Genomic DNA, 22647 nt, shown 5'->3' on the forward strand with positions numbered 1-22647 from the left:
TAAAAACACCGTCAAATCAAGGATCATTCTTCCTAGATTTGACGGTGTTTTCCAATTCAGCTAGTTATTTCCCAGCCCCTCTATTGTTTTATCTATTCTGGTTTAAAGCATAGGTAAAGATAGCATGAGCCACGCCGTCTTCGTTATTGGATTTTGTCACAATATCTGAGACAGCTTTGACATCATCCGTTGCATTTTCCATAGCGATACCTATACCAGCATAGCCGACCATGTCCACGTCGTTGCCACCGTCCCCAATAGCCATCACTTCACTCGATGAATAGCCCAACCGTTCGGCTAATGCTTTCACTGCCATCCCTTTGCTCGCTTGTTTGTTGACAAATTCAAGGAAAAATGGCTCGCTTCGCAAAACAGTATAGTCATCCCAAAGATGCTTCGGCAAACGGGAAATAGCCTCTTCCAAGACAGAAGGATGGTCAATCATCATCATTTTATTGTAATGAGTTGACGGGTCCATTTCTTTTGGCTCATGGTAAAACAAAGGAATGTTGATTAAGAACGATTCTCTAACAGAATACATACTGATATCCTTATTAGGTGTAAAGATACCTTCGTTTATAATGGCATGAAAATGAGTTCCGGCAGTCGATGCGGCTTCTTGCAAGACAAGATAATCCTCGTGGGTCATTGTATACTCAGCAAGAATCTCTTCAGAGGCAACTTTTTGAACCAGAGCCCCATTATACGTGATGACATAATCATCTTCGTGGGTGAATTCAAGTTCCTTTAGGTAATCAGTGACTCCAGGAAAGGGCCGGCCAGTACATAAAACAACTTGAATCCCTGCCTTTTTGGCTGCGTGGATAGCTTCTTTCCCTTTTTCCGTCCACTTTTTGTCATCATTTAATAAGGTACCATCTATATCAATTGCAATTAACTTAATCGTCATTCATCTGCTCCTTCATCAATCGGAGTGGGACGAATAATCGCACCATTTAAAATATAGCGCTGAAAATCGTCATACTCATCTTGAAACATATTAATATGTGTTTGTTTGTCTTCTAAAAATTCTTTTGGAACAAATAAGCGGTCATCTCCTTGAAGGCGTCCGCCAAGAGTCCGAACAACTGGACTGGCTTCACTCAATTCAACCAGTGTCCCGTCTGGGTGCATCAATAAAATAGGGGTCTTGCTTTTTAGTTTGTAATCATAAGGCAAATCGGAACTGCTGTGAGTCATTGTAAATAAATCTTTATCGTAAGTCAATTTGCCAACGATTGAACGCAGGGTTTCGACAAGGTCTTCGTCCTGATCTTTTTGGTAAGTCACTGACTTCAGTGGTTTACGGTTCAAAAACATGTTGGATAATTCGCTTAAATACGCATCTTTACTGTCACACCACTGAATAATCGCTGTCAATAGAACCCCGTCATCTAAGTTCAAGTAGTCAGTCAACGTAGGGGTCTCATTGAAAAAAGGATCTAAAAGTGGAAAGGTCGGATACAAGTTATCCTGTTGATACAACTGTTTCGCTCTATACAAGAGCCGGTCTAGTGTCACTTCCATCCCTCTAGAAACAGGGTGAAAATAAACTTGCATGTACATTTGGAAACGGCTGACGACATAATCTTCAACAGCGTGCATGCCTTGATACTGAAAGGCGATGCCCCCTTCATAAGGCCGAATCACGCGGAGAATACGTGATAAATCGAACGCTCCATACGTCGCACCAGTGAAAAAGGCGTCTCGCTGCAGATAGTCCATTCGGTCAGCATCGATTTGACTGGATATTAATTGGACGACTTGGGGGTTAGTATGCTGCTTAGTAATGACGCTAGCCACTTGATTAGGAAAATCGAGTGACACTCGTTTCAACACGGCATTGATTTCGGTTTCGTCAGACAAGATAATATCTGTCGTAATCTCTTCGTGATCCGTTCCGAATAGCTTTTCAAAGGTATGTGAAAAAGGACCGTGCCCGACGTCATGGAGTAAGGCCGCACACAAAGTAACTAAGCGCATGGACGCATCCCATTCCTCCGGGTAATTGCGTTCAAACATGTCGACAATTTTGCGTGTAATTTCATAAACCCCGAGGGAATGAGAAAAGCGGGAATGTTCCGCACCATGGAAAATATATTGAGCAGTTCCTAATTGTTTAATGCGGCGTAGGCGTTGAAACTCTTTAGTATCAATTAAGTCCAAAATAAGTTTGTGGCGAATATGAATATAGTCGTGAACAGGGTCCCTAAAGACTTTCTCAATAGGAAGACGATCACTTTCTTCAAATGATAATGGATGCATCGATCACTCTTTTTACAAATGCTTACAAATGAAGGTGCTCATTTATAAGGTGCTGTGTCTCGTAAAAAGAACTCCTTTCATTGACCATCAGCACGATGGGGAGGTTAGGGAAGCATTTTTTCATTACGGGTAATCATTTTTTCCATTCCCTCGGTGTAAGCCGTATGAATGGTCTCGCTGATAGTAGCGGGTTCAATAAGTAAACCGGCATCAGTAAAAACGTTTAAGATGCGTGCTTTGACATCATCAATTGAAAACGACTGGCCCAAAGCTTCTGTCAAAGTGGTCATCGACTCGGGACGGACCGTTGGAAAATCCCATTTAGTCTCTTGGTCCTGCAGGCCTTTATCATAAAACGTTCGAATCATCTCTGCCCGTTTGCGCTGATCGGCATAAACACTTAGGTAAATCATGACGGCAATACCGCCGCGGATGCGCCGTTGAGCAATCCCAGCAATTTTTCTACCGTTAATACTCAAGTCATACTCACCAGGGCAGTAAGAATCACTCACTTCATAAGCATCAATCGACTGTCCGAAAGACTCAAAAGCGACCTGGATTAAGTCATGCATACGGGAATACGCATCATTAATGGGTAGACGCGTATCTTCTTCAGGAAAAATAAGGGAGAGATTTAAGATGCCGTCGTCACTCACAATCCCTAGACCACCGGAATTACGAACCATATAAGGGTAGCCATGGTCTTTAAAAACCGAAAGGGCATCAGTTAAAAAAGGTAACTTGGTGTCCATCATGCCTAGAATAATTAAAGGCGGTGTGGTCCAAAAGTGTAGGATGGTCTTCTTCGTTTCGCCAGCTTCTTTAATAAAGGCATCTGTTAAGGCGAAAGGGGAAAACGTGTGCTGAGTGTACGGGTCGGGTAAGTCATCAAATAATTCAATTGGAGAATGCAAAGCATCTAAAAAAGAGAGAGAATCTGTCATAGTTGTCCGTCCTTCATATAAGTAAATAGCTAGTCTTAGCTTTTAAGTATCTCTAGTATAGCAAACTGTTGCTGAAAAAGGAGTGCGAGACTTTAAATTGAACGACAGATTTTATAGTGTCGCTAGAATTGACAAAAGCCGCTCATATGAGCGGCTTTTTATTTAAAAAGTAAATATTTTTAAAGCGAATGATTCCTAATTCCTATTTGTATCGATATAACTGTGTTTCTCATTTAAACAATGCAATCCCTACCTCTATTGCATCCTTACAACTCCATAGTTGCGCCAGTATGAATAAACTTCTTTAAAACATGTTTATATAATAGTTCATATTTACCTTTAAGGTAGTTAAAGTGTACCATTATTTGAGAAAAAGGCAACTATTAGGATTTTTGAAAAATATCATATGAGACCTTCAATGGCATTTATGATAAACTATAAAGGAAAGAAAATAGATTTATAGAAAAGGAAGGAGTAGCGATTGTGCCTTCAAAAAAATTAACAAACGGACTGCCAGCTGAAGTGACGATGGAAACATCCTATGTACAAAATGGAGAAACGCATCATCATTCGTTTCAGGAAACAGGTAGAGTCGTTTACATGAACAATAGTTATTATATACGATTTGAAGAGTCTCATCCTGAAGAAAATGTACCTGTGACAGTGAAGATTAATCCGGATGGTATGGTCAATTTAATCCGTAGAGGAGAACAGACCATGCGATTGGCATTTGATAGTGATAACAGTACAGAAACTAATTATAAAACCCCTGCCGGAATATTCCCGTTACAAGTCGTCACGGAAAATTTAAGGGTCAGTTATTACGATCGTCCCTTTGCCGGAAGAGTGTGGGTTGATTACGCGCTGTATCTCCACGAGCAAAAGCTTGGAGACTATCAAATGCGATTGCGTTTTACCACATAATCGTGTAGGATAAATAGGTTATGATATAAACAAGTAGACTGATTAAAGAGAGGGCGTATAAGTCGTGGAATTAAATCAATTCGAAGGACAAGCAAAACAAGAATTAGCCATGGTAGACGTGGCTTATGCCATTTTAGAAACGACTGGAGAAGTCATGGATTTCAACGATCTGTTGGCTGAAACAGCTGAGTATTTAGAAATGGAAGACGGAGATTTAGAGAGCGAAATGGCTCAGTTTTATACTGATTTAAATGTAGACGGCCGCTTTATTTCCCTCGGAGATAACCGTTGGGGCATGCGTAGCTGGTACCCGATCGACTCCATTGATGAAGAAATCACACATGATAATGATGCAGAAGATGAAAGACCTCGCCGTAGAAAACGCCGCCGTAAAGCTGCATTTGACGACGAGTTCGAAGAGGAACTGGAAGAAGAGTTGGGCGCTGAAGAGTTAGACGAAGAAGATGAAGAAGACGATGACGAAATCGAATACGGTGCGCGCGTCCCTGTAGACGAACACGGAGTCATGGTAGACGAAGAAGATGCAGAAGACTTGGGCGAATACAAAGCTGATCTTGAAGACCTCGGAGAAGACGAAGAGGATGAAGAACTCGAAGGCTTAACAATTGTAGACGACGAAGAAGTGTTAGAAGAAGACGAAGAGGAGTAAACTTCGGCTCAATTAACCAGATAAATAAGAGACCTTTTCCTGAGATAGTTCTGGAAAAGGTCTGTTTGTTATTTATGGAAAGTGTAAAGTAAAATGGATGAGTTAATCGGCATAGTCAATACTTGTAATTACGTGGTGCAACATGTAAACTTATTGATAAGAGGTGGTATAGTATGGATACTGTAAAAGCTAGAAAACAAGGAAATTCTATAATGGTCACTCTATCTAGTAAACTCGGTGTAGAAGCAGGCCAAGAATATTACTATTATAAAGACAGTAAAGGGATTATTTCGTTGATTCCGAAAGTAGAAGACTTCTTTTTAGATGCTGAAGAAGGAGAATATGTTGATAAAGAAGATGAATTTGCTACAAACTACTCACCTAAAGGGCAAGAGTTAAATGATTAAGCAAAGAGATATTGTAACCATAGATTTTGAGCCATCAAAAGGCAGTGAAATCCGAAAAAGGAGACCGGCTATAGTCATGAGCCGAGATGAATATAACCACTCTTCAAACTTAATTATTGTTTGTCCTATTACATCAACAAATAAATTAAGGCCCTATTTTATTTCAATTACTAGTGAAGTGCTTAATGAACAAAGCAAAGTGAACACTAAACAAGTTTATTCGTTAGATTACTGTAAATTATGGTTTTATTTCGCACTAACTTCAAGCGCTATGTTGCACTAATAGAACAAAAAAAGACTATTTCGCTAAATGAAATAGTCCTTTTTATTACTTATTTTACTCCAATGACTAAACTATCTCGTGCAGCTTCCACTACTTCTGTCGTGATAGTTTCAAGGTTATTGATTTCTAATATTCTTTCGATTTGGGTGAAAAGTCTTTGGATAAGTCGAAAGTTTCCACTGGTAATTTTAATAATACTAGTGACAGCTTCATAATTAGCAAAATCTTCCAGTTGGACAGATAATCCTAACTCTTCCCATTTGTATTCCAGAATATGGTGGATCTCGTCTTTACTCAATCTGTCAAATTCATGGGCAAAACCTATTCTCGAGTAGAGTTGAGGATAACGAGCCAATCGCTTTTCTATACCCGGCATTCCAATAAAGATCATAGCCACATCTTTTTGGTCATAAATATCTCTTAATTGTTCTAAATGCTGTACTTTTAATCGATCTATTTCATCAATAATAATGAGATCAATTTCTTCATACACATTCGTTGAGTATTTTTCTTCTGCTCCTAACTGAAGAACTCTATACATACTTTTAACCATACCCATTTTACCACCGATCATATCGATTTCATTCGTCATTTTAGTCGCCCGTATGGCTGGAGCGGTGTAAAATATTGTTTTCGCTTCAAGGATTTTTTCATCTGCATTCATTCCGATTTCTTCCGATTTTTTGTAATCAATTTGTTTTTCGACCCAATTCCAATTTGAATATTGCTTAGCGGATAAAGTTTTCCCAACTCCGGGTAATCCATAACAAATTCCGATATATTTGTATTTGATACATGCCTGACAAAATTCTACAAAGCGTTTATATTCTTTTGTTTCAATAAAATAGGGTGTTTTATTCATTGTAATACCTCTTAATTTTTGACTTCTTAGAATCTTTTTTGTTTACAGGATTATCTAACTCTTTCTGCTTAGATGAAATAAGTTCTTCCGCAATATTATTTCCAGAATGGAGCTGATTTTCAAGGTTTTTCCGTGCTTTATTACGTGCCGCAACAATCTCTTTTAAATCGACTTCGTAATCAGAAATTTCAGGAGAAATTGCCGTACATAAATATTGGTCTTTGTAAAATACACGAATCTCAGCAATATCTCTTGGATCATATCGAATGATAACAGTTTCACCTACATAAGCTGCTAAATTGGTGTCAATATATCTTAAACCTTGGAAGTGAATTCCATCAGAATGAACTTTTCTTGGCTTTCCAACATTTAATAACAATAAATCTAAACTTTCTAGACTATCTGGTTGATGAGGAAGAAATCCTGAATTATTCCACATCTTTATAGGTTCCTGTTTTGTAGTGCCATGCACTCTATGGTGATAGTCATATATAATAAAATGCGCTAATTTCTCATCAAGCTCTTTTATCGTAAGAAGATTTAAAGTATTTTGATTCCCAATGTAACCTGGTAAATCTTGCAAAAATAATTGATTAATTGTTAAAAAGAAACGTTCTATTTTCCCCCGTCCTCTTGGCATACCTACCGTAGAAAAAATAAGATTGATTTTTAAATCAATTGCGACTTGCTCCAAATGATTTGAAGTGAAATCACTTCCGTGATCGGTATAGAAAGTTTCAGGTATACCACATATTTGCCAATCAGAGTTGCTTTTTTTCCATATTGCTTGGTGTAAAACTAAAGAAGTTTGAATAGCAGAAGGAGCTTGAAAACTAAGGAAATACCCTGCAACTGCTCGGCTATAATCATCTAAAATAATTGTTAACCATGGCCTCTCAGGCTTTCCTTTTTCGTTTAAAACAAGGATATCCAAGGGAGTGTGGTCAGCCTGCCATATTTCATTGGGATAATAAGACTCACGACGATAAACCAAATCATAATTATTTTGATATTCTTTTTTTCCTTTATGAGCAAGTTCCTTTAATTGTGGCGACAGATTTTTAGCAATCGCATATACTTGATTGTAACTAGGCGGGGCCCAATTTTTCTTTTTACAAATTTTACAGACTTTCCGATGAATAGAAGTTAAGGTGTTTTTTTTGTTTTCAAATATAAGCTTTTTAATTTCTTCTTGTACATTTTCTTCTACTTTAAAGCTTCCTGAATCCGAGCGCTTTCTTCGGATCAATCCTTTCAACCCTGATTGTTGATATTGATTTACCCAATGGTATAAAGTTCTTTTTGGAACCCCTGATTCTTCAGCAATATTACTCAAACTTTCTTCATGCTTAAGATAAGGGGCAATCACTTGATATTTATCCATCGCATTTTGTCGTAGTTCTTCTGAATATGAAGTTAATGGAGGAAGTTCTTGGTTCATGAGAACACCTCTTTCCCACGATTAAATAAAATTAATCGTCAATTTTTATTTATCCAAGTAACGATAAAGCGTTGACTTGCTGATTCCTGTCATCTCAACAATTTCTTTCACACTATATTCCTCACTTTTGTACAATTTTATTGCTCGTTCAATATCTCGTTGGTTCACAGGAGGACGCCCGCCTTTTCGCCCTCTAGCTCGAGCACTTTTTAAACCTTCTTTTGTGCGTTCAACAATCAAATCTCGTTCAAATTGACTAAATGCTTGAAACACAGTCATCATAAGTCGCCCTTGGGGAGTGACCGTATCAAAATTCTCTTTTAAGCTGATCAACTTTACATTATGTTCTTCAAAGTAATTTACAAGATCAATTAAATCTTTTGTGCTGCGCCCCAAACGAGAGAAGCTTTCCACGATAACTGTATCATCTGGACGCAATTTATCTTTCAGCCGATTTAATTGCGGACGGTTAGCTTTGGTTCCCGTCATTTTTTCGGTCAGTATTTCGTTGCAGTTATGTTCATTGAGCAAATCCAACTGACGAGACAATTCTTGTGATCGTGTACTTACCCTTGCATACCCATATATATACCCACTCATAATCCTCTTCCTTCTCTATTTTGATTTTCTCAATTGTATCATAAAGGGTGGGTAAAGATACGTAGATAAAGAGCAAAGTTTTGGCACTAAAAAACCCTTCTTCTAGTCTATAAAAGTTGTTATTTAAAATCTTCCCATAATCGATTGTTTTTGATACTAACTGATTTATAAAAATATGCCTCTAAAGTTTCCAAAACTTCAGAGGCATATGAAAACGAGAATTAGTTAATATTTGAAACAGGTTATTAATTTTTGATAGGCTTAGAATTAGACCTTAACAATCGAAGCCCATTCAGAATAACAACCAATGTACTTCCTTCATGAATAATGACACTGATTGCAATATCCGTTAAGCCTAAGAAACTAACGACAACTAAAAAGGCAACAACGGCCATTGAAAAAATAACATTCTGCCAAATGACACGATTCATTTTCGTAGATATATTATGAGATTGTACCAATTTGGATAAATCGTTTTGCATTAAAACTAAATCCGATACCTCTACTGCCACATCGGTCCCATCTCCCATAGCGATTCCCACATCTGCGTTTACGAGAGCGGGGGCATCATTCACTCCGTCTCCAACCATGGTAACTACACCGTATTTTTCTTTTTGTTCGTCTATAATTCTGGATTTGTCTTCCGGCATGACATTCGCAATCACTTCATCTATTCCTAATTGTTTAGCGACTGCTTTACCCGTCATTTCTGAGTCACCAGTAATTAATGTGGTGTGTATGCCTTGTTCTCTGAAATAATCAATGGTTTCTTTTGCATGCTCACTCGGAACATCCATGAGGGCAATAAGACCTATAACAGCCTCATCTACTGCTACGTATACGACCGTCTTACCTTCTGACGACCATTCATTATTTAAACGACTATATTCATCTGAAACATCGTCAAACGAAGTCGGTTTTCCTATACGATAATTTCTCCCTTTGTAATCTCCTGTCAATCCTTTGCCGATCTGGTTTTCTACTTCGATAGTTAGTTTATTTTTTTGCTCAAACTTTCTTAGAATAGCATCTGCTAAAGGGTGATTGGATTCTTTTTCAAGAGCTACTACGATATCAATCATGTTTTCTTCGTTCACGGAATCAGCAAAATAGTAATTGGTTACTTCAGGTTTTCCTTTAGTCAAGGTTCCTGTCTTGTCAAATGCAATGGCTTGAGTATCGGCTAATTGAGACAGGTAAGAACTACCTTTTGAAAGGACGCCTTTTTTGGCCAAGTTAGAAGTCGTCGATAAAGTTACCGATACAGTAGCCGCTGCTAAAGCACAGGGTGAAGCTGCCACTAAAAGGACCAATCCTCTATAGATACTTTGTGACCATGTCCAGTCTAGGAGAAAAGGAGCCAATAACATGAATAACGGAATGGCAATTAAAACAACTGTAACGTATTTCGGTTCAAATTTTTGGATTATACTCGCAGCTTTTGTTTGGTTGTCTTGGTTCTGGTTTACTAACTGTAAAATTTTTGAAAATACTGTATCTTTATTTTCTTTAGTGACTTCCATTGTGAAAGTACCTGTTCCATTGATTGTACTTCCGAAAACGTCGTCTCCTTTGGACTTCTCTTTTGGGATACTTTCTCCATTAATAGATGACTCATCAATGGACGTAGAGCCTGACAAAATGACGCCATCAATGGGGACTTGATCGCCATTCAATACTTGAAGTTGATCTCCCACTTTTAATTCACTGACGTCAACATTTTTTGTACTGCCATCAGGCTGGATTAACCGGGCAGTCGTTGGATTCATTTCGAGTAATTTCGTGATTTCTCGTTTACTTCTTCCTTCTGCATAATCTTCCAAAAAATGTGCACCAGAAAAAATAAGAATCAATAATGTACCTTCCCAAAAATTCCCCATTAAAGAAGCGCCAATGGCCGCTAATCCCATCAAAATGTGAGAGTTGGGCATGAACTTTTTTTGAACTTTGGAGTTCTCGATTGTTTCTCCAAGGCCTTCAAGAATAATGACATGATATCCTGCACTGATTGTAGCGATTGAGAATAAAATATTTCGCATTAACTGATAATCTTCATTCAAAAATAAAGCGATCACCGCTAAGGCTAAACCAATAAAGTATAAAACGATTGGCATTTTTCCGTGTTCATGGTCATGGTCGTGGTTGTGATTATGTTTTTCTTGAGATTGTTTTTCTTCGATAGTTTCCATTTTTATCACCTTCCTATATAATTCCTTTGATTTCCATTCATTTACTTATTAAATCACACAAATTCCCACTAAAAGAAGAGAAGTATTCATGTAATTTCCATTGTCTCTGACTCCTTTCAGTTGTCCCATATGTAAATCGGAATCTTTACGCTTTACATATGAATAACAAATCATATGTTTACAAAATCATATTAACTCACTGTATGAGTTTTGTCAAGACAAGATGCTTCTTATTCAAATGGACTACTATTGCTGATACAAAAGTCTTAATTTTGTCTATAAACAAAAAACTAGCATCGTTTTACTCATGTGGTATTATATATATGAATGGAAAATCATGTGAGAGGAATAAGAGCATATGGATACATCAACAACTTCGCCAATCAATAAAGAGAAGATCCAATCAATAAGCAAAGTATTCAAAGTGATTAGTGACCCTACACGCTTGTCAATTCTCTTTCTTTTACAGAAAGAAGAGCTCAGTGTTGGAAACATTGTGCTTGCATTGGATATGGAACAGTCCGCGATTTCACACCAACTAAAAATATTGAAAGATTCACGTTTAGTGAAGGCAAGAAGAGAAGGGAAAAGCATGGTTTACAGTCTTGATGATCTTCATGTTTTCAGTATTCTCGAACAAGTCTTAACTCATATCAATGAACAAGAACAATAAAAGCTAATAAGGTATAAAACTAAATGGAGGTTTTTAAAATTTCAAAGTCAGAGAAACAAGAAAATCACTCGCACCAAAATCAACCGAATAAGAATATTAAAATTGCTTTTTTCATCAACTTTATTTTTTCCATGATTGAATTTTTCTTTGGGTCTCTTTTCAATAGTGTGTCAATTATGTCCGACGCCGTTCATGATTTAGGAGATTCCATTTCTATTGGATTCGCTTGGTTTTTCCAGGGGTACTCAGAAAAGCAGCAAGATGAACAGTTCACTTTTGGTTATAACCGCTTTTCATTATTAGGGGCGTTGATAACTGGAGTAGTACTGATCGGCGGCTCATTTTTTATGATTTACCGAAGTATCCCACGTTTGATTGATCCGCAACCGGTTAATTACAGTGGCATGTTTTGGCTTTCACTCGTGGCTATTGGATTGAATGGATATGCGGCTTGGATTCTAAGCAAAGGGTCATCTAAAAACGAAGGCATGTTGAACCTGCATATGCTAGAAGATGTATTAGGGTGGATTGGGGTCTTGGTTGTGAGTATCGTAATGAACTTTACCGAGGCTTATCGATTGGATCCAATCTTATCGATTTTGATAGCACTCTATATCCTCTATAAAACTGTACCTGAATTTTTCAGTACAATGAAAATTTTATTGAACGGTTCGCCGGAAAATGTAAACGTAGAGAACCTGGCGAACTCCATTAACAATATTCCTGCTGTAAAGGACCTCTCTCATTTTCACATTTGGTCACTGGACGGAGAAGAAAATGCCCTTATCGTTACGGTTCTTATAGACTCTTCCGATATAAACAAGACTAGGGAAATCAAAGAAGAAATTGCAGAGCTTGCCCATACATCGGGTGTAAAGGATCATATCACAATAGAAATAACTACAAGTAAAGACGAACTGGAAAAAGGGTATGCTTATGGCAGTTAAAGTATTTATATATTGAAAAAAGGACTATTTTAAATCGAGTAGGAGACTAGTCAATTAATGGCTAGTCTCCTACTCGATTTATTAGTGCAAAGCACCCCTTAAATTTAATGCAAAATAAAATTACAATTTACAGATTACACAAGGTAATGCCAAAAGTTCTATGAAAAATCAGATTATTCCTGTTCGAAGGTATGATATTCCCAAATAGGATACTTTTTTAAATGACAAAGATGTTTTTTGAAAGTTTTCAAGCGGAATTAAGCGAAGAAAAGAATCTGAATTTTAAAAATGGATAACACAAAAAGCCCCTCCTGTTTTAGCTTTTTTAAACAAGTTGGTTAAGTAAAGTAACCTTTATTCAGCTGAGGTGCTTTTAAGGAGACCATTCCCTAAGTTTAATAACCGAATCCATTTGTCAGGCATATTTTCAACACCGTCATGAACATAAGGAATCCGAACAGGAACTTCATTGTCTAATGCTTGATGAGGTCTTAAAAAATTGAAACAAGCCGTAAAACAGGCGATATGGGCTCGTGCACCGTTTTGTGATTTGAAACCGTGTGTTCCTCGATAATTCCCTTTGTATGTACGGTTTAATCGTTCGATTATTTGTTTAAGGGGACGGTATTCTTTTGAGACATCGTCTTCGTTGGTTAATCCAATGACTTGTGTCACATCAAACTGAAAACCGTGTTGGGATAGATAATGTTGAGCTAATTTGTAAATGGGATTACCATCAACGACGAGGTTCAAATCTTCTGGTACGCCTTCTAAGGCGTAATGAGACAGCACATCGTGAACAGCCATTATCGCCAACTCGGTATTGCGCTTAGCTGATAAACGTTGGGATAAGATAATTTTCTTTTTAGCATCAAAGAAATAACAGATATAGTTCCACTTTCCTTTGACGCGTATATAAGTCTCATCTCCACAAATCTCATTTGATAGCTCGTAAGGATAATCTTGAGTGAGAGGTAAGAGTTGCGCACCTGCTGCTGAAGCATAGTTTAAGACCGTTTGGCGACTGATCTTCACACCGTGAAGGTCATAAAGTAAAGCGGCTACTTTTGGGGCTGGCAACCCATAGTTCACATGAAGCGTAAGGATTTCCCCTAATAATCGAGGAGACGCATGAATCTTTGCTAAATCAACAGGCGCTTTGATTAATCCGTAGGATTTAATGTCTTCGAGATTTAAGTGAAAAGACCGGTAAATATAACGTAGCTTAAAATAATAAGGAGATGTTTCAAAAAGCTCTTTTTGCTTATCAGTTAAGTTAGTTCGCTCTTGCTGGTAGTAAGGGCAGAGATTGTTTCGACATTTATAGATATCAAATTCAGTCCGCTCTTTAATTTTATCCAGATGTTTTTCGCAATGTGGACAGAACAACTGAATGTCTTTAGAAAAACGATTCTTTTCATGAAATCGGGTATCACATACTTTGCACAAGTATTGCCCTTTATTCCCATTGTTTTTGTAGAGATAGTCATGTGGGGCGCCACATTTGGGACAACGAACAGACTGGGGCACGGCACTAGATGAGTTATGTCGGCGTACTTTTTTTATAGGTTTGCTAACATCTTCAGCTTCTTTTAAGAGTTCCTTGTAATTAAGGCGCTCAATTTCTACAATTTTAGGTGGATCATCAAGTGTCATTTTCTTATAATCAAGCTTGGTAATATCTGTTCCTTTACTCGGACGACCAGTGTCGTCCTCAAGCCAATTAATATAATCACTTAATTTATTTATTAATTGTGCTTGCCACTTGATTTTTTCAATTAAATACATGATAATTTGAAGTAGATTAGGCATCTCTTTTCTCTCCTTTTAAATGGGTTTGGACGACTTCATTTTATCAAAAAAGGGGAGGGAGAGGTGCTTTTTTGTGTAAAAGATTGATTTACAAGCAATAAACGAAGAAATAAACTATAAAATAAACAAAATTTTTGGAAATACGTTACACAAAAAAGGGGAATCGAAATGTGGAAGTTATAGGCCGTTTAGAAGAAAAAGAGTTTTTAAATATTGCTCAACATTTTCTTTTGAATTTCAACTTTCCATTCTAAACTAATTTTTCACGCAATAACTATCTTTTTATATTTATGAATAAATCGTCATGGTTGAAAATGAAGATTAAACCAATATTTTTTTTGGATAGAGTCTTATAGTTAAGCCATGCCTGCCTTAGAGGGAACTAACTTCTTGGGTGGGCATTTTTTATAGTCAGGGAATAGCCTTGATTAGTTATTAACCACCAATAAAACAATACATGTTATACAAAAAAAGTATATTGTTTTATATGGAGATAAGTTATAATGACATTATTACAAGCAGTCGGGCTTCTATTGACACGAACCACTCTATATAGGGAATAGGAGAATGCTTATATGTTAAAAGTAGTGAGTTTGTTAAGTCTGGCAATAATCTTTTTAACGGGATGTAATGATAGCGCTTCTGTAAATGAGTACTTAACACTGGACGATGACCAAAAGATCTCTGACGTTCAGCTTTCAGCTTCATACCCAGTCCCATCTAGTTTGGAACAGATTGAAAGGGAAGCAGACTTAATTGTAAAAGGAAAAGTATTAGGCATACAATCTTTTGGAGAGTATACGGAGGAGGGTGATTTAACGTCAACCATTACTGAAGTTGACGTGTTAGAAGTGTTTGAAGGAGAGACTGATTCTGAACGCATACTTGTCGCGGAACCCTACAGATTAACAGATGAAGGCATTGAACCCGTCGGCCATTACGTACCCTTGGAAGCAGAAGAGGAGTATTATTTCTTCCTGACAGACTCAGGCGAAGACATATGGATGATTCATTTTATGGGCTTTGGCAAGTACCATGAAGAAAAAGAAGTGTCCAATCAGTCCATTACATCATTTTCTTCATACGAAGACATTAAAGCTTATGATTTCTTGTCCAGCAGTGAAGCCAATAAATACAGTGATATAAAAGAAGACGTCCTGAGTGAGTATAGCAAGTAACCGTAAATGAACAAAGCGTGCAAGATAGTTAAGAGAATATCTTGCACGCTTCCTTTTACATTAAATTATTTTCTACATAGTGAACAATAAACAGCTAATCCAACAGTGGTTTTAGGCTTATTAAAAGAAAAATTGGTCTGTATTCAAGTAGAAAACCTGACTTGTTGAGGGGGAGGATACAGCGAAGAGATAAAAAGAATGCTAGAAAAAATGGAAAGAAATTTAATAATTTTAAATATCAAGACATTATACATAGGCTCTGATTCCGAGGCGTGTTATAATACGTTATAACCTAAAGAGAGCAGGGATTATATGGATACAAAGGTCAGAAAAATAGGTAATTCATTAGGAGTCATTCTTCCTAAAGGAATCGATATAGAAGTCAATGAAACATTCACTGTCTATAAAATAGATGATAAAATTATTCTCTCGCCAAAAAAAGATAATATATATGAAAGTACTGAAAGCTGGGAAGATTACGCCATAACAGAAGAAGATAGAGAGTGGAGTAACATGAAAAGCGAAGGAATGGAAGAATGAACGCCTACATTCCTAAGCAAAGAGACATTGTTTGGTTGAATTTCTCGCCATCCTCCGGTCATGAGATAAAGAAAAGAAGACCGGGAATAGTTGTTAGTCATACTCATTTTAATAAAGTCACGGGATTTTGTCTTATCTGTCCCATTACAACTAGTGATAGACAGTATCCGTCAGTTGTAAAGCTAGATGATCAGCATTATTCAGTCGAAGGATCCATCTTAACTCATCAAATCCGTTCCCTAGACTACGGATCACGAGAGATTGCTTATACGGATAAGCTCTCATCAGTTAAATGGATTGAAACCATTGAAAAAATAGGAATGATTTTCTAGCTATAGTAAAGTTATATAATGGGTTACTGCTATTTAAAACGTTTTCATGGGTGAACCATCGCCAAATGAGTATTTTATACTAGTTTTATTGTGAAGTTTTGTATATAATAAAGACGATACCGGAAAGGCAACTTTCTGGTTAAAAGTGCGTAAAATTACGAGGAGGCAATACACATGAGTCGTTTAGTAAGTATGACAGATATGCTGAACAAAGCTTTAGAAGGTAAATATGCCGTTGGCCAGTTCAACATCAACAACTTGGAATGGACACAAGCTATTCTACAAGCAGCACAAGAAGAAAAATCTCCAGTTATTTTAGGTGTTTCTGAAGGAGCAGCTAAATACATGGGCGGATTTAAAGTCGTTTCAGCTATGGTTAATGCATTACTTGAAACAATGGATATCACTGTTCCTGTAGCATTACACTTAGACCACGGTTCTTCTTTTGACAAATGTAAAGAAGCAATCGATGCTGGATTCTCATCAGTAATGATTGACCACTCTCACGACCCAATCGAAGACAACATTTCATTCACTAAAAAAGTGGTTGAATATGCTCACGCTAATGGCGCTTCAGTAGAAGCTGAAATTGGTACAGTTGGTGGAGAAGAAGATGGCGTTATCGGTGGCGTTATGTATGCTGATAAAGAAGAATGTAAACGTATGGTAGAGGAAGCTGGTATTGACGCTTTAGCAGCTGCTCTTGGATCAGTTCACGGTGATTACGAAGGCGAACCAGTTCTTGGATTCGATGAAATGAAAGAAATTTCTGAATTAACTGGTGCTCCATTAGTACTACACGGTGGTTCAGGTATCCCAACTCACCAAATCGAGAAAGCAATCGAATACGGTCATGCAAAAATCAACGTCAACACTGAGTTGCAACAAGTATGGGCAAAACGTACACGTGAAGTCATTGCCAACAACGAGACAGTTTACGACCCACGTAAAATTATCGGACCTGGTAAAGAAAACATCACTGAAACAACAAGAGCTAAAATGAAAGAATTCGGTTCTTCAAACAAAGCTTAATTAACTATATAAATCAGTCAGAAGAATTACTCTGATCTGACAAGCACTCCTTTCATGCGACTACCGGTTGCTTGAAGGAGTGTTTTTTTTATTTGTAACTATAACACTATACACTTACTTTTAGTTAGTGTATACTACGAATGGAGGTCATTTAAATACTGAGTCTATTGAAACATCAATCACTGAGAAGAAAGAGGGAACGCAGATGGGAATGGAGAAATATCGAATGAATCCCGATAATGGACTGGAATTTGGACTATACACATTAGGGGACCACTTAAGCAATCCGCACACGAATGAACGTATTTCTGCACAGCAACGCCTGAATGAAATGATTGAGATGGCGAGGCTGGCGGATGATGCCGGGATCGATTTAATTAGTGTAGGGGAGAGTCATCAGGAATACTTTACGAGCCAAGCCCACTCTATTGTACTAGCAGCGATAAGTCAGGCGACAAAGAATATAAAAATAAGTAGTTCATCGACAATTATCAGTACGTCCGACCCAGTTAGGGTATTTGAAGATTTCGCCACGCTTGACCTTTTGTCAAATGGGCGAGCAGAAATTGTAGCAGGGCGTGCATCAAGAGTTGGCTTGTTCGATTTACTAGGCTACGATCTGCAAGATTACGAAGAACTGTTCGAAGAAAAGTTCGAACTTCTACTCAAACTAAATGAAGAAGAAATCGTCAATTGGGAAGGTGAATTCCGTGCACCACTTAAAGATGCGCATATTTTACCGCGGCCAAAGAATGGCTCCTTACCGATTTGGCGAGCAGTTGGCGGAACGACAGCGAGTGCAATGAAAGCAGCCTACCAAGGGGTTCCGATGTATCAAGCCATGCTTGGAGGGACAGCAAGTGTTTTCAAACGTCCAATTGACGCTTATCGAATGACTCTTGAGGACCAAGGCTATGATCCGAAAGATTTCCCTGTTGCAACGGCTGGCTTCTTTTATGCGGCAGATTCCACTCAACAAGCTCAACGCGAGTATTACCCACACATTAACGAAGGCATGAAGGTGACGAACGGACGAGGATTCCCGAAACAACTCTTTGCTCAAGCCGCCCACAAAGAAAGTGTGATTAATATCGGTAGCGCACAAGAGATTATTGAGAAAATCCTTTACCAGCATGAACAATTCAATCATCAAAGGTACATTGCTCAACTAGACTTTGGTGGGGTGCCTTTTGATAAGATTATGAGAAATATTGAGTTGATTGGAAATGACATATTACCGGCAGTTAAAAAATACACGGCAAAGAAAGATTAGAGGAGGTAAACAATGAATATAGTCGTCCTTTCCGGTTCGACAGTTGGCTCAAAAACAAGAACAGCCATGGATCACACGTTTCAAGTCATAAAAGAAAACTATCCCGATGAAGACGTCACATTAGTGGATTTAGCTGATTATGAGTTAGTATTCAGTGACGGACGTGATTACCGCGAATACACCGGTGATACAAAAGAGGTTGCGGAGATACTAATGGAAGCTGATGCCATTATTATTGGTACGCCTATTTTTCAAGCTTCCATTCCAGGTTCTTTGAAAAATGTGTTCGATTTGTTGCCCCAAGATGGGTTCAGAGATAAAGTTGCCAGCATTCTAGTCACTGCAGGTTCCACGAGGCACTATTTAATTGCAGAGACGCAACTAAAACCAATACTAAATTACATGAAAGCACAAGTTGTTCAAGCGTTCGCCTTTATGGACGAGCGAGATTTTTATCGTAAAACGATAGTGAACGACGATGCACTATTTAGAATCGAACGCCTTGTGGAAGATACAATTGTGTTGGCACGCACCTATCAAGACATTCGCTCGGCTAAAGAAGCAGAATATGGCTTTTGATTGTTTATAAAAATACGAACGGTTATCATTTAGCTGGGTTTCACACATCCACTACTGTTAAATGATTTCTGTTCGTATTTTTATTATATAGGGCTTAGTTATATTCTATTCATTTGCATAGTTTATTCATAAATAAAGTAATAACCGTTATAGTTACTAGTGTTACAGTATGTATAAAAGATGACAATCCTTTGTCGATAGCGATTAGTCATTGTTTTTCGAAGGTGGATTGTTTATACTGTTATTTAGAATTGCCTACGGTAAAAACACAGTATACTTTATAGTGTGACTTTATCCAAAATCAGTAGGGAGTCACTATTCTCCCAAACAACCTGCCTCTTATTTACTGCGTTATAATAGGAATATCCTTAAGCGCCTTGTCTTAATCATCTTCTTTAGTATCTTTCGATCACTTACCTTTACCAGACATGATAACCAAAAATTAAAGAAAATGATGGCGCAGTTTACCTAGAAAGGCAAACTCTATTTTTATAAACCAATCAATCAACCTAAACTACCCGAAAACAAAAGTGAGGATTATAACATGACACAGAAATTAATTATCAATGGCGGTAATGACCTATCCGGCGAAGTAACCATCTCTGGTGCAAAAAACAGTACCGTTGCCCTTATACCTGCATCAATTTTAGCAGATTCACCCGTCACATTGGAAGGTGTACCAGACATCTCTGATGTGCATTCACTTATTGAGATACTAAATGACATGAATGTTAAAACATCATTTGAAGGCACGACTCTAATGATTGACCCAACAGAAATGGTTTCTGTACCTATGCCAAGCGGTAAAATAAAAAGTTTAAGGGCTTCTTATTATTTCATGGGTGCCTTATTGACTAAATTCGGCCAAGGGGTTGTTGGACTTCCAGGTGGCTGTTTCTTAGGGCCACGTCCCATTGATCAACATTTGAAGGGCTTCCGTGCACTGGGAGCAACTGTTGATAATGAAATGGGAGCGATGTATTTGAAGACTGAAGAAGATGGCATGAAAGCTGCCCGTATCTACTTCGACGTCGTTTCAGTTGGAGCGACTATAAATGTGATGCTTGCCGCTGTTAAAGCTAAAGGGCGTACCATTATAGAAAACGCTGCTCGTGAGCCAGAAATAATTGATGTAGCAACTCTGTTAAATAATATGGGCGCGAAAGTTCGAGGAGCAGGAACAGATGTTATCCGAATTGATGGCGTTGAAGAGATGCATGGATGTCACCACACAGTCATTCCTGACCGAATTGAAGCTGGAACATACCTTATTATGGCAGCGGCTAAAGGAAAAGACGTGACCATTAATAACGTGATTGTTGAACATTTAGAAGGCGTTATTGCTAAAATGGAAGAAATGGGCGTGCCACTTGAAATCGGTGAAGACTATGTACGTATTACTAAACCGACTCGACCACTTAAAGGCGTGTCGATAAAAACATTACCGTACCCTGGTTTCGCAACCGACTTGCAACAACCCTTTACGCCTCTTCTCATGAGTGCCCAAGGGGAGTCGATGATTGTAGATACCATTTATCCAAAACGCATTAACCATATCCCTGAGTTAAATCGCATGGGTGCTAAAGCAAGAGTTGAAAGTGACGTAATCCTTATAGAAGGTGGTCACCATTTAGAAGGCGCTGAAGTAAAAGCGAGTGATTTGAGAGCCGGAGCTTGCTTGGTCGTAGCGGGACTGATAGCTGAAGGGCAGACAATTATTGGGGGCGTAGATAATATATTGCGCGGGTATGATAATATTATCGACAAATTAACTTCTCTGGGGGCCGATATTTATATGGAAGACAGAGAAGAGGAGCAGGGGGACAACTAGTGGCCAATCTACTAAGATATGATGAATTGCAAGGCAAAACTTTAAAAGAAATTTATGAACATGCCAAACGTTTGGGCATTCCTTATTACAGCCAAATGAACAAAAAAGAATTGTCACTAGCTGTCATTCGTGCTCAGGAAGAAAAGCAGGGATACTTTCAAGTTAGTGGCGTGCTTGACAAAGTAGGCAATCAAGACTTTGGCTTTTTACGTCCAATTAACTATTCCCACAGTAATGAAGACATTTATATTTCAGCGTCTCAAATGACTCGTTTTGGCTTAAGAAATGGCGATAAAATTACCGGGACGGCGCGCCCACCTAAAGAAGGCGAACGCTATTACGGATTAATGAGTGTGCGATTAGTCAATGGGAAAGATCCTGAAGAAGCAAGAGAACGACCACATTTCCCGGCTTTAACGCCTCTTTATCCAGACAGACGTATTAATTTGGAGTCTACGTCCAGTGAGTTGTCTGCTCGCATGATTGATTTGATTGCACCTATCGGTTTTGGTCAACGTGGATTAATTGTTGCACCGCCAAAAGTAGGTAAAACGACTTTGCTCAAGGAAATAGCAAATGGGATTAAAACAAATCACCCTGATGTCGTATTAATCGTTTTGTTGATTGATGAGCGTCCGGAAGAAGTAACGGACTTGGAACGCAGTATTGACGGAGAAGTTGTTCACTCTACCTTTGACCAACAACCACAAAACCACGTCAAAGTAAGTGAATTGGTATTGGAAAGAGCGCGGCGTTTAGTGGAAGACAAGCAAGATGTCGTCATTTTAATGGACAGTATTACTCGTTTGGCCCGTGCATATAACTTGGTTGAACAGCCAAGTGGACGAACCCTAAGTGGGGGTATCGATCCAGCTGCTCTTTATAGACCGAAACGATTCTTCGGTTCGGCACGTAATGTGGAAGAAGGCGGCAGTATGACTATTGTCGCAACAGCTTTAGTCGATACGGGAAGTCGAATGGATGATGTCATTTACGAAGAGTTCAAAGGAACTGGTAATATGGAAGTGCATTTATCCAGAGATTTGGCAGAAAGACGTATCTTCCCAGCTATAGACATCAAAAAGTCCAGTACGCGTAAAGAAGATATGCTTCTATCTAAAGAAGAATACGAAGCAGTTTACAAATTGAGACGTGGCATGCGTAATGATTCATTGGAATACACGGATCAGTTTATTAAGACGTTGAAACGTTATGGTAAAAACTCCGCTTTTGTAGAAAAAGTATTAAAACAATAGATGAGTAGGTAAAAGTCGTCTCTTAGAGCAATAATTATTTTTAAAAATAGTCAAAAGAGATTGCATCATGGGATGAAATATGCTATTATATACAATGTTGCACACTAACGTAAAAAACGACATCAAAGAGGACAGATACTCAGTATGTATCCTCAGATTGATTAAAATAAAACTATGGAATCGCAGAGATTTCATGGCATCATTTAAGGAGTGAATAGACTATGAAACAAGGAATCCATCCAGAATATCGTCAAGTGGTCTTCATGGACACGACAACAGGATATAAATTCATTACTGGTTCTACTAAATCGTCTAACGAAACAGTAGAATGGGAAGACGGAAACGAGTACCCACTTATTCGTGTGGAAATCTCATCTGACTCTCACCCGTTCTATACTGGACGTCAAAAGTTTGCTCAAGCAGACGGACGTATCGACCGTTTCAACAAGAAATACGGTTTGGCAGACGAAGAAGCAGAAGAAGAAGCTTAATAAAATTAAAAGTCCCGGATTCCGGGGCTTTTTCTTTTGGTTTAGAATGTGTAGGTCACATACTTACTAATCATACATATCTAAGGCGAAACAAACATCTTAATAGTAAATCAGTATA

The 22647-nt window shown here is 38.1% G+C and carries 23 protein-coding genes; 15 read left to right on the top strand and 8 right to left on the bottom strand.

The genetic code is table 11. The features are described from left to right. Positions 1 to 88: 88 nt before the first annotated feature. The 3 genes from yidA to C3945_RS09850 all read right to left on the bottom strand — a co-directional run bounded on the left by yidA (position 89) and on the right by C3945_RS09850 (position 3209). Positions 89 to 910, bottom strand: coding sequence for a sugar-phosphatase (gene yidA, locus C3945_RS09840; protein WP_161879516.1), 822 nt, complete (start codon positions 908 to 910; stop codon positions 89 to 91). Continuing rightward, entirely contained in the window at positions 907 to 2265 is a 1359-nt protein-coding gene (locus tag C3945_RS09845; RefSeq protein WP_161879517.1) for an HD domain-containing protein, read from the bottom strand. Before C3945_RS09845 ends, yidA begins: the two co-directional genes overlap by 4 nt. Before the next feature lie 104 nt (positions 2266 to 2369). Then, on the bottom strand, positions 2370 to 3209 hold the full coding sequence (locus C3945_RS09850) for a lipoate--protein ligase family protein (protein ID WP_161879518.1): 840 nt from the start codon (positions 3207 to 3209) through the stop codon (positions 2370 to 2372). A gap of 483 nt (positions 3210 to 3692) precedes the next feature. Between C3945_RS09850 and C3945_RS09855 the strand changes: the two genes are divergently transcribed. The 4 genes from C3945_RS09855 to C3945_RS09870 all read left to right on the top strand — a co-directional run bounded on the left by C3945_RS09855 (position 3693) and on the right by C3945_RS09870 (position 5493). Next, positions 3693 to 4133 (top strand): DUF1934 domain-containing protein, encoded by a 441-nt coding sequence (locus C3945_RS09855; protein WP_161879519.1) that lies wholly within the window; start codon positions 3693 to 3695, stop codon positions 4131 to 4133. 64 nt (positions 4134 to 4197) lie between these two features. Next, positions 4198 to 4803 (top strand): DNA-directed RNA polymerase subunit delta, encoded by a 606-nt coding sequence (gene rpoE, locus C3945_RS09860; RefSeq protein ID WP_161879520.1) that lies wholly within the window; start codon positions 4198 to 4200, stop codon positions 4801 to 4803. A 173-nt stretch (positions 4804 to 4976) separates the two neighbouring features. Continuing rightward, entirely contained in the window at positions 4977 to 5210 is a 234-nt protein-coding gene (mazE, locus tag C3945_RS09865; RefSeq protein WP_161879521.1) for a type II toxin-antitoxin system PemI/MazE family antitoxin, read from the top strand. Continuing rightward, positions 5203 to 5493, top strand: a complete 291-nt coding sequence (locus C3945_RS09870) for a type II toxin-antitoxin system PemK/MazF family toxin (protein ID WP_161879522.1) — start codon at positions 5203 to 5205, stop codon at positions 5491 to 5493. Before mazE (C3945_RS09865) ends, C3945_RS09870 begins: the two co-directional genes overlap by 8 nt. Positions 5494 to 5542: 49 nt before the next feature. Here the strand turns inward: C3945_RS09870 and C3945_RS09875 are convergent, their stop codons facing one another. The 4 genes from C3945_RS09875 to C3945_RS09890 all read right to left on the bottom strand — a co-directional run bounded on the left by C3945_RS09875 (position 5543) and on the right by C3945_RS09890 (position 10585). Then, complete coding sequence (locus C3945_RS09875; protein WP_002316690.1) at positions 5543 to 6355, bottom strand: AAA family ATPase; 813 nt, start codon at positions 6353 to 6355, stop codon at positions 5543 to 5545. Next, positions 6348 to 7796, bottom strand: coding sequence for a Mu transposase C-terminal domain-containing protein (locus tag C3945_RS09880; RefSeq protein WP_002316689.1), 1449 nt, complete (start codon positions 7794 to 7796; stop codon positions 6348 to 6350). The genes C3945_RS09875 and C3945_RS09880 overlap by 8 nt, the downstream gene beginning before the upstream one ends. A gap of 45 nt (positions 7797 to 7841) precedes the next feature. Continuing rightward, on the bottom strand, positions 7842 to 8396 hold the full coding sequence (locus tag C3945_RS09885) for a recombinase family protein (protein ID WP_002316688.1): 555 nt from the start codon (positions 8394 to 8396) through the stop codon (positions 7842 to 7844). A 245-nt stretch (positions 8397 to 8641) separates the two neighbouring features. Next, positions 8642 to 10585 (bottom strand): heavy metal translocating P-type ATPase, encoded by a 1944-nt coding sequence (locus C3945_RS09890; protein WP_161879523.1) that lies wholly within the window; start codon positions 10583 to 10585, stop codon positions 8642 to 8644. A gap of 358 nt (positions 10586 to 10943) precedes the next feature. On the opposite strand from C3945_RS09890, the gene C3945_RS09895 reads away from it, so the two are divergent. Both C3945_RS09895 and C3945_RS09900 read left to right on the top strand, forming a co-directional pair. Continuing rightward, entirely contained in the window at positions 10944 to 11258 is a 315-nt protein-coding gene (locus C3945_RS09895) for an ArsR/SmtB family transcription factor (protein WP_048728532.1), read from the top strand. A 23-nt stretch (positions 11259 to 11281) separates the two neighbouring features. After that, complete coding sequence (locus C3945_RS09900) at positions 11282 to 12205, top strand: cation diffusion facilitator family transporter (protein ID WP_161879524.1); 924 nt, start codon at positions 11282 to 11284, stop codon at positions 12203 to 12205. Positions 12206 to 12559: 354 nt separating this feature from the next. Here C3945_RS09900 and C3945_RS11990 read toward each other — a convergent pair whose 3' ends face one another. Beyond that, positions 12560 to 14017: a DDE-type integrase/transposase/recombinase gene (locus C3945_RS11990; protein WP_161879525.1), complete on the bottom strand. Its 1458-nt coding sequence runs from the start codon at positions 14015 to 14017 to the stop codon at positions 12560 to 12562. A gap of 575 nt (positions 14018 to 14592) precedes the next feature. On the opposite strand from C3945_RS11990, the gene C3945_RS09910 reads away from it, so the two are divergent. The 9 genes from C3945_RS09910 to C3945_RS09950 all read left to right on the top strand — a co-directional run bounded on the left by C3945_RS09910 (position 14593) and on the right by C3945_RS09950 (position 22529). Next, entirely contained in the window at positions 14593 to 15195 is a 603-nt protein-coding gene (locus C3945_RS09910) for a hypothetical protein (RefSeq protein WP_161879526.1), read from the top strand. A gap of 312 nt (positions 15196 to 15507) precedes the next feature. After that, positions 15508 to 15735, top strand: a complete 228-nt coding sequence (gene mazE, locus C3945_RS09915) for a type II toxin-antitoxin system PemI/MazE family antitoxin (RefSeq protein ID WP_161879527.1) — start codon at positions 15508 to 15510, stop codon at positions 15733 to 15735. Beyond that, a complete protein-coding gene (locus C3945_RS09920) occupies positions 15732 to 16067 on the top strand; it encodes a type II toxin-antitoxin system PemK/MazF family toxin (protein ID WP_161879528.1) in 336 nt (111 codons plus the stop codon). Before mazE (C3945_RS09915) ends, C3945_RS09920 begins: the two co-directional genes overlap by 4 nt. A gap of 174 nt (positions 16068 to 16241) precedes the next feature. Next, the gene (fba, locus tag C3945_RS09925; RefSeq protein WP_161879529.1) at positions 16242 to 17099 is read left to right on the top strand and encodes a class II fructose-1,6-bisphosphate aldolase; all 858 of its coding nucleotides are present in this window, start codon (positions 16242 to 16244) and stop codon (positions 17097 to 17099) included. 205 nt (positions 17100 to 17304) lie between these two features. Further along, the gene (locus C3945_RS09930) at positions 17305 to 18372 is read left to right on the top strand and encodes an LLM class flavin-dependent oxidoreductase (protein WP_202623344.1); all 1068 of its coding nucleotides are present in this window, start codon (positions 17305 to 17307) and stop codon (positions 18370 to 18372) included. A gap of 12 nt (positions 18373 to 18384) precedes the next feature. Next, positions 18385 to 18951 carry an NADPH-dependent FMN reductase gene (locus tag C3945_RS09935; RefSeq protein ID WP_161879530.1) on the top strand — a complete coding sequence of 189 codons (567 nt, stop codon included), beginning with the start codon at positions 18385 to 18387 and terminating at the stop codon, positions 18949 to 18951. 544 nt (positions 18952 to 19495) lie between these two features. Next, complete coding sequence (locus C3945_RS09940; RefSeq protein ID WP_161879531.1) at positions 19496 to 20782, top strand: UDP-N-acetylglucosamine 1-carboxyvinyltransferase; 1287 nt, start codon at positions 19496 to 19498, stop codon at positions 20780 to 20782. Beyond that, positions 20782 to 22038 carry a transcription termination factor Rho gene (gene rho / locus C3945_RS09945; protein ID WP_161879532.1) on the top strand — a complete coding sequence of 419 codons (1257 nt, stop codon included), beginning with the start codon at positions 20782 to 20784 and terminating at the stop codon, positions 22036 to 22038. Before C3945_RS09940 ends, rho begins: the two co-directional genes overlap by 1 nt. A 221-nt stretch (positions 22039 to 22259) precedes the next feature. Further along, entirely contained in the window at positions 22260 to 22529 is a 270-nt protein-coding gene (locus C3945_RS09950) for a type B 50S ribosomal protein L31 (protein WP_161879533.1), read from the top strand. Positions 22530 to 22647 lie beyond the last annotated feature (118 nt).

The organism is Alkalibacterium sp. MB6 (genome assembly GCF_009935905.1).
GTDB lineage: Bacteria > Bacillota > Bacilli > Lactobacillales > Carnobacteriaceae_A > Alkalibacterium.

Bases quoted from the DNA above. Each gene is read 5' to 3' on its own strand.
- yidA (WP_161879516.1), bottom strand. From the start codon at position 910: ATGACGATTAAGTTAATTGCAATTGATATAGATGGTACCTTATTAAAT.
- C3945_RS09845 (WP_161879517.1), bottom strand. From the start codon at position 2,265: ATGCATCCATTATCATTTGAAGAAAGTGATCGTCTTCCTATTGAGAAA.
- C3945_RS09850 (WP_161879518.1), bottom strand. From the start codon at position 3,209: ATGACAGATTCTCTCTCTTTTTTAGATGCTTTGCATTCTCCAATTGAA.
- mazE (WP_161879521.1), top strand. From the start codon at position 4,977: ATGGATACTGTAAAAGCTAGAAAACAAGGAAATTCTATAATGGTCACT.
- C3945_RS09870 (WP_161879522.1), top strand. From the start codon at position 5,203: ATGATTAAGCAAAGAGATATTGTAACCATAGATTTTGAGCCATCAAAA.
- C3945_RS09875 (WP_002316690.1), bottom strand. From the start codon at position 6,355: ATGAATAAAACACCCTATTTTATTGAAACAAAAGAATATAAACGCTTT.
- C3945_RS09880 (WP_002316689.1), bottom strand. From the start codon at position 7,796: ATGAACCAAGAACTTCCTCCATTAACTTCATATTCAGAAGAACTACGA.
- C3945_RS09885 (WP_002316688.1), bottom strand. From the start codon at position 8,396: ATGAGTGGGTATATATATGGGTATGCAAGGGTAAGTACACGATCACAA.
- C3945_RS09890 (WP_161879523.1), bottom strand. From the start codon at position 10,585: ATGGAAACTATCGAAGAAAAACAATCTCAAGAAAAACATAATCACAAC.
- C3945_RS09895 (WP_048728532.1), top strand. From the start codon at position 10,944: ATGGATACATCAACAACTTCGCCAATCAATAAAGAGAAGATCCAATCA.
- C3945_RS09900 (WP_161879524.1), top strand. From the start codon at position 11,282: ATGGAGGTTTTTAAAATTTCAAAGTCAGAGAAACAAGAAAATCACTCG.
- C3945_RS11990 (WP_161879525.1), bottom strand. From the start codon at position 14,017: ATGCCTAATCTACTTCAAATTATCATGTATTTAATTGAAAAAATCAAG.
- C3945_RS09910 (WP_161879526.1), top strand. From the start codon at position 14,593: ATGTTAAAAGTAGTGAGTTTGTTAAGTCTGGCAATAATCTTTTTAACG.
- mazE (WP_161879527.1), top strand. From the start codon at position 15,508: ATGGATACAAAGGTCAGAAAAATAGGTAATTCATTAGGAGTCATTCTT.
- C3945_RS09920 (WP_161879528.1), top strand. From the start codon at position 15,732: ATGAACGCCTACATTCCTAAGCAAAGAGACATTGTTTGGTTGAATTTC.
- fba (WP_161879529.1), top strand. From the start codon at position 16,242: ATGAGTCGTTTAGTAAGTATGACAGATATGCTGAACAAAGCTTTAGAA.
- C3945_RS09930 (WP_202623344.1), top strand. From the start codon at position 17,305: ATGGGAATGGAGAAATATCGAATGAATCCCGATAATGGACTGGAATTT.
- C3945_RS09935 (WP_161879530.1), top strand. From the start codon at position 18,385: ATGAATATAGTCGTCCTTTCCGGTTCGACAGTTGGCTCAAAAACAAGA.
- C3945_RS09940 (WP_161879531.1), top strand. From the start codon at position 19,496: ATGACACAGAAATTAATTATCAATGGCGGTAATGACCTATCCGGCGAA.
- C3945_RS09950 (WP_161879533.1), top strand. From the start codon at position 22,260: ATGAAACAAGGAATCCATCCAGAATATCGTCAAGTGGTCTTCATGGAC.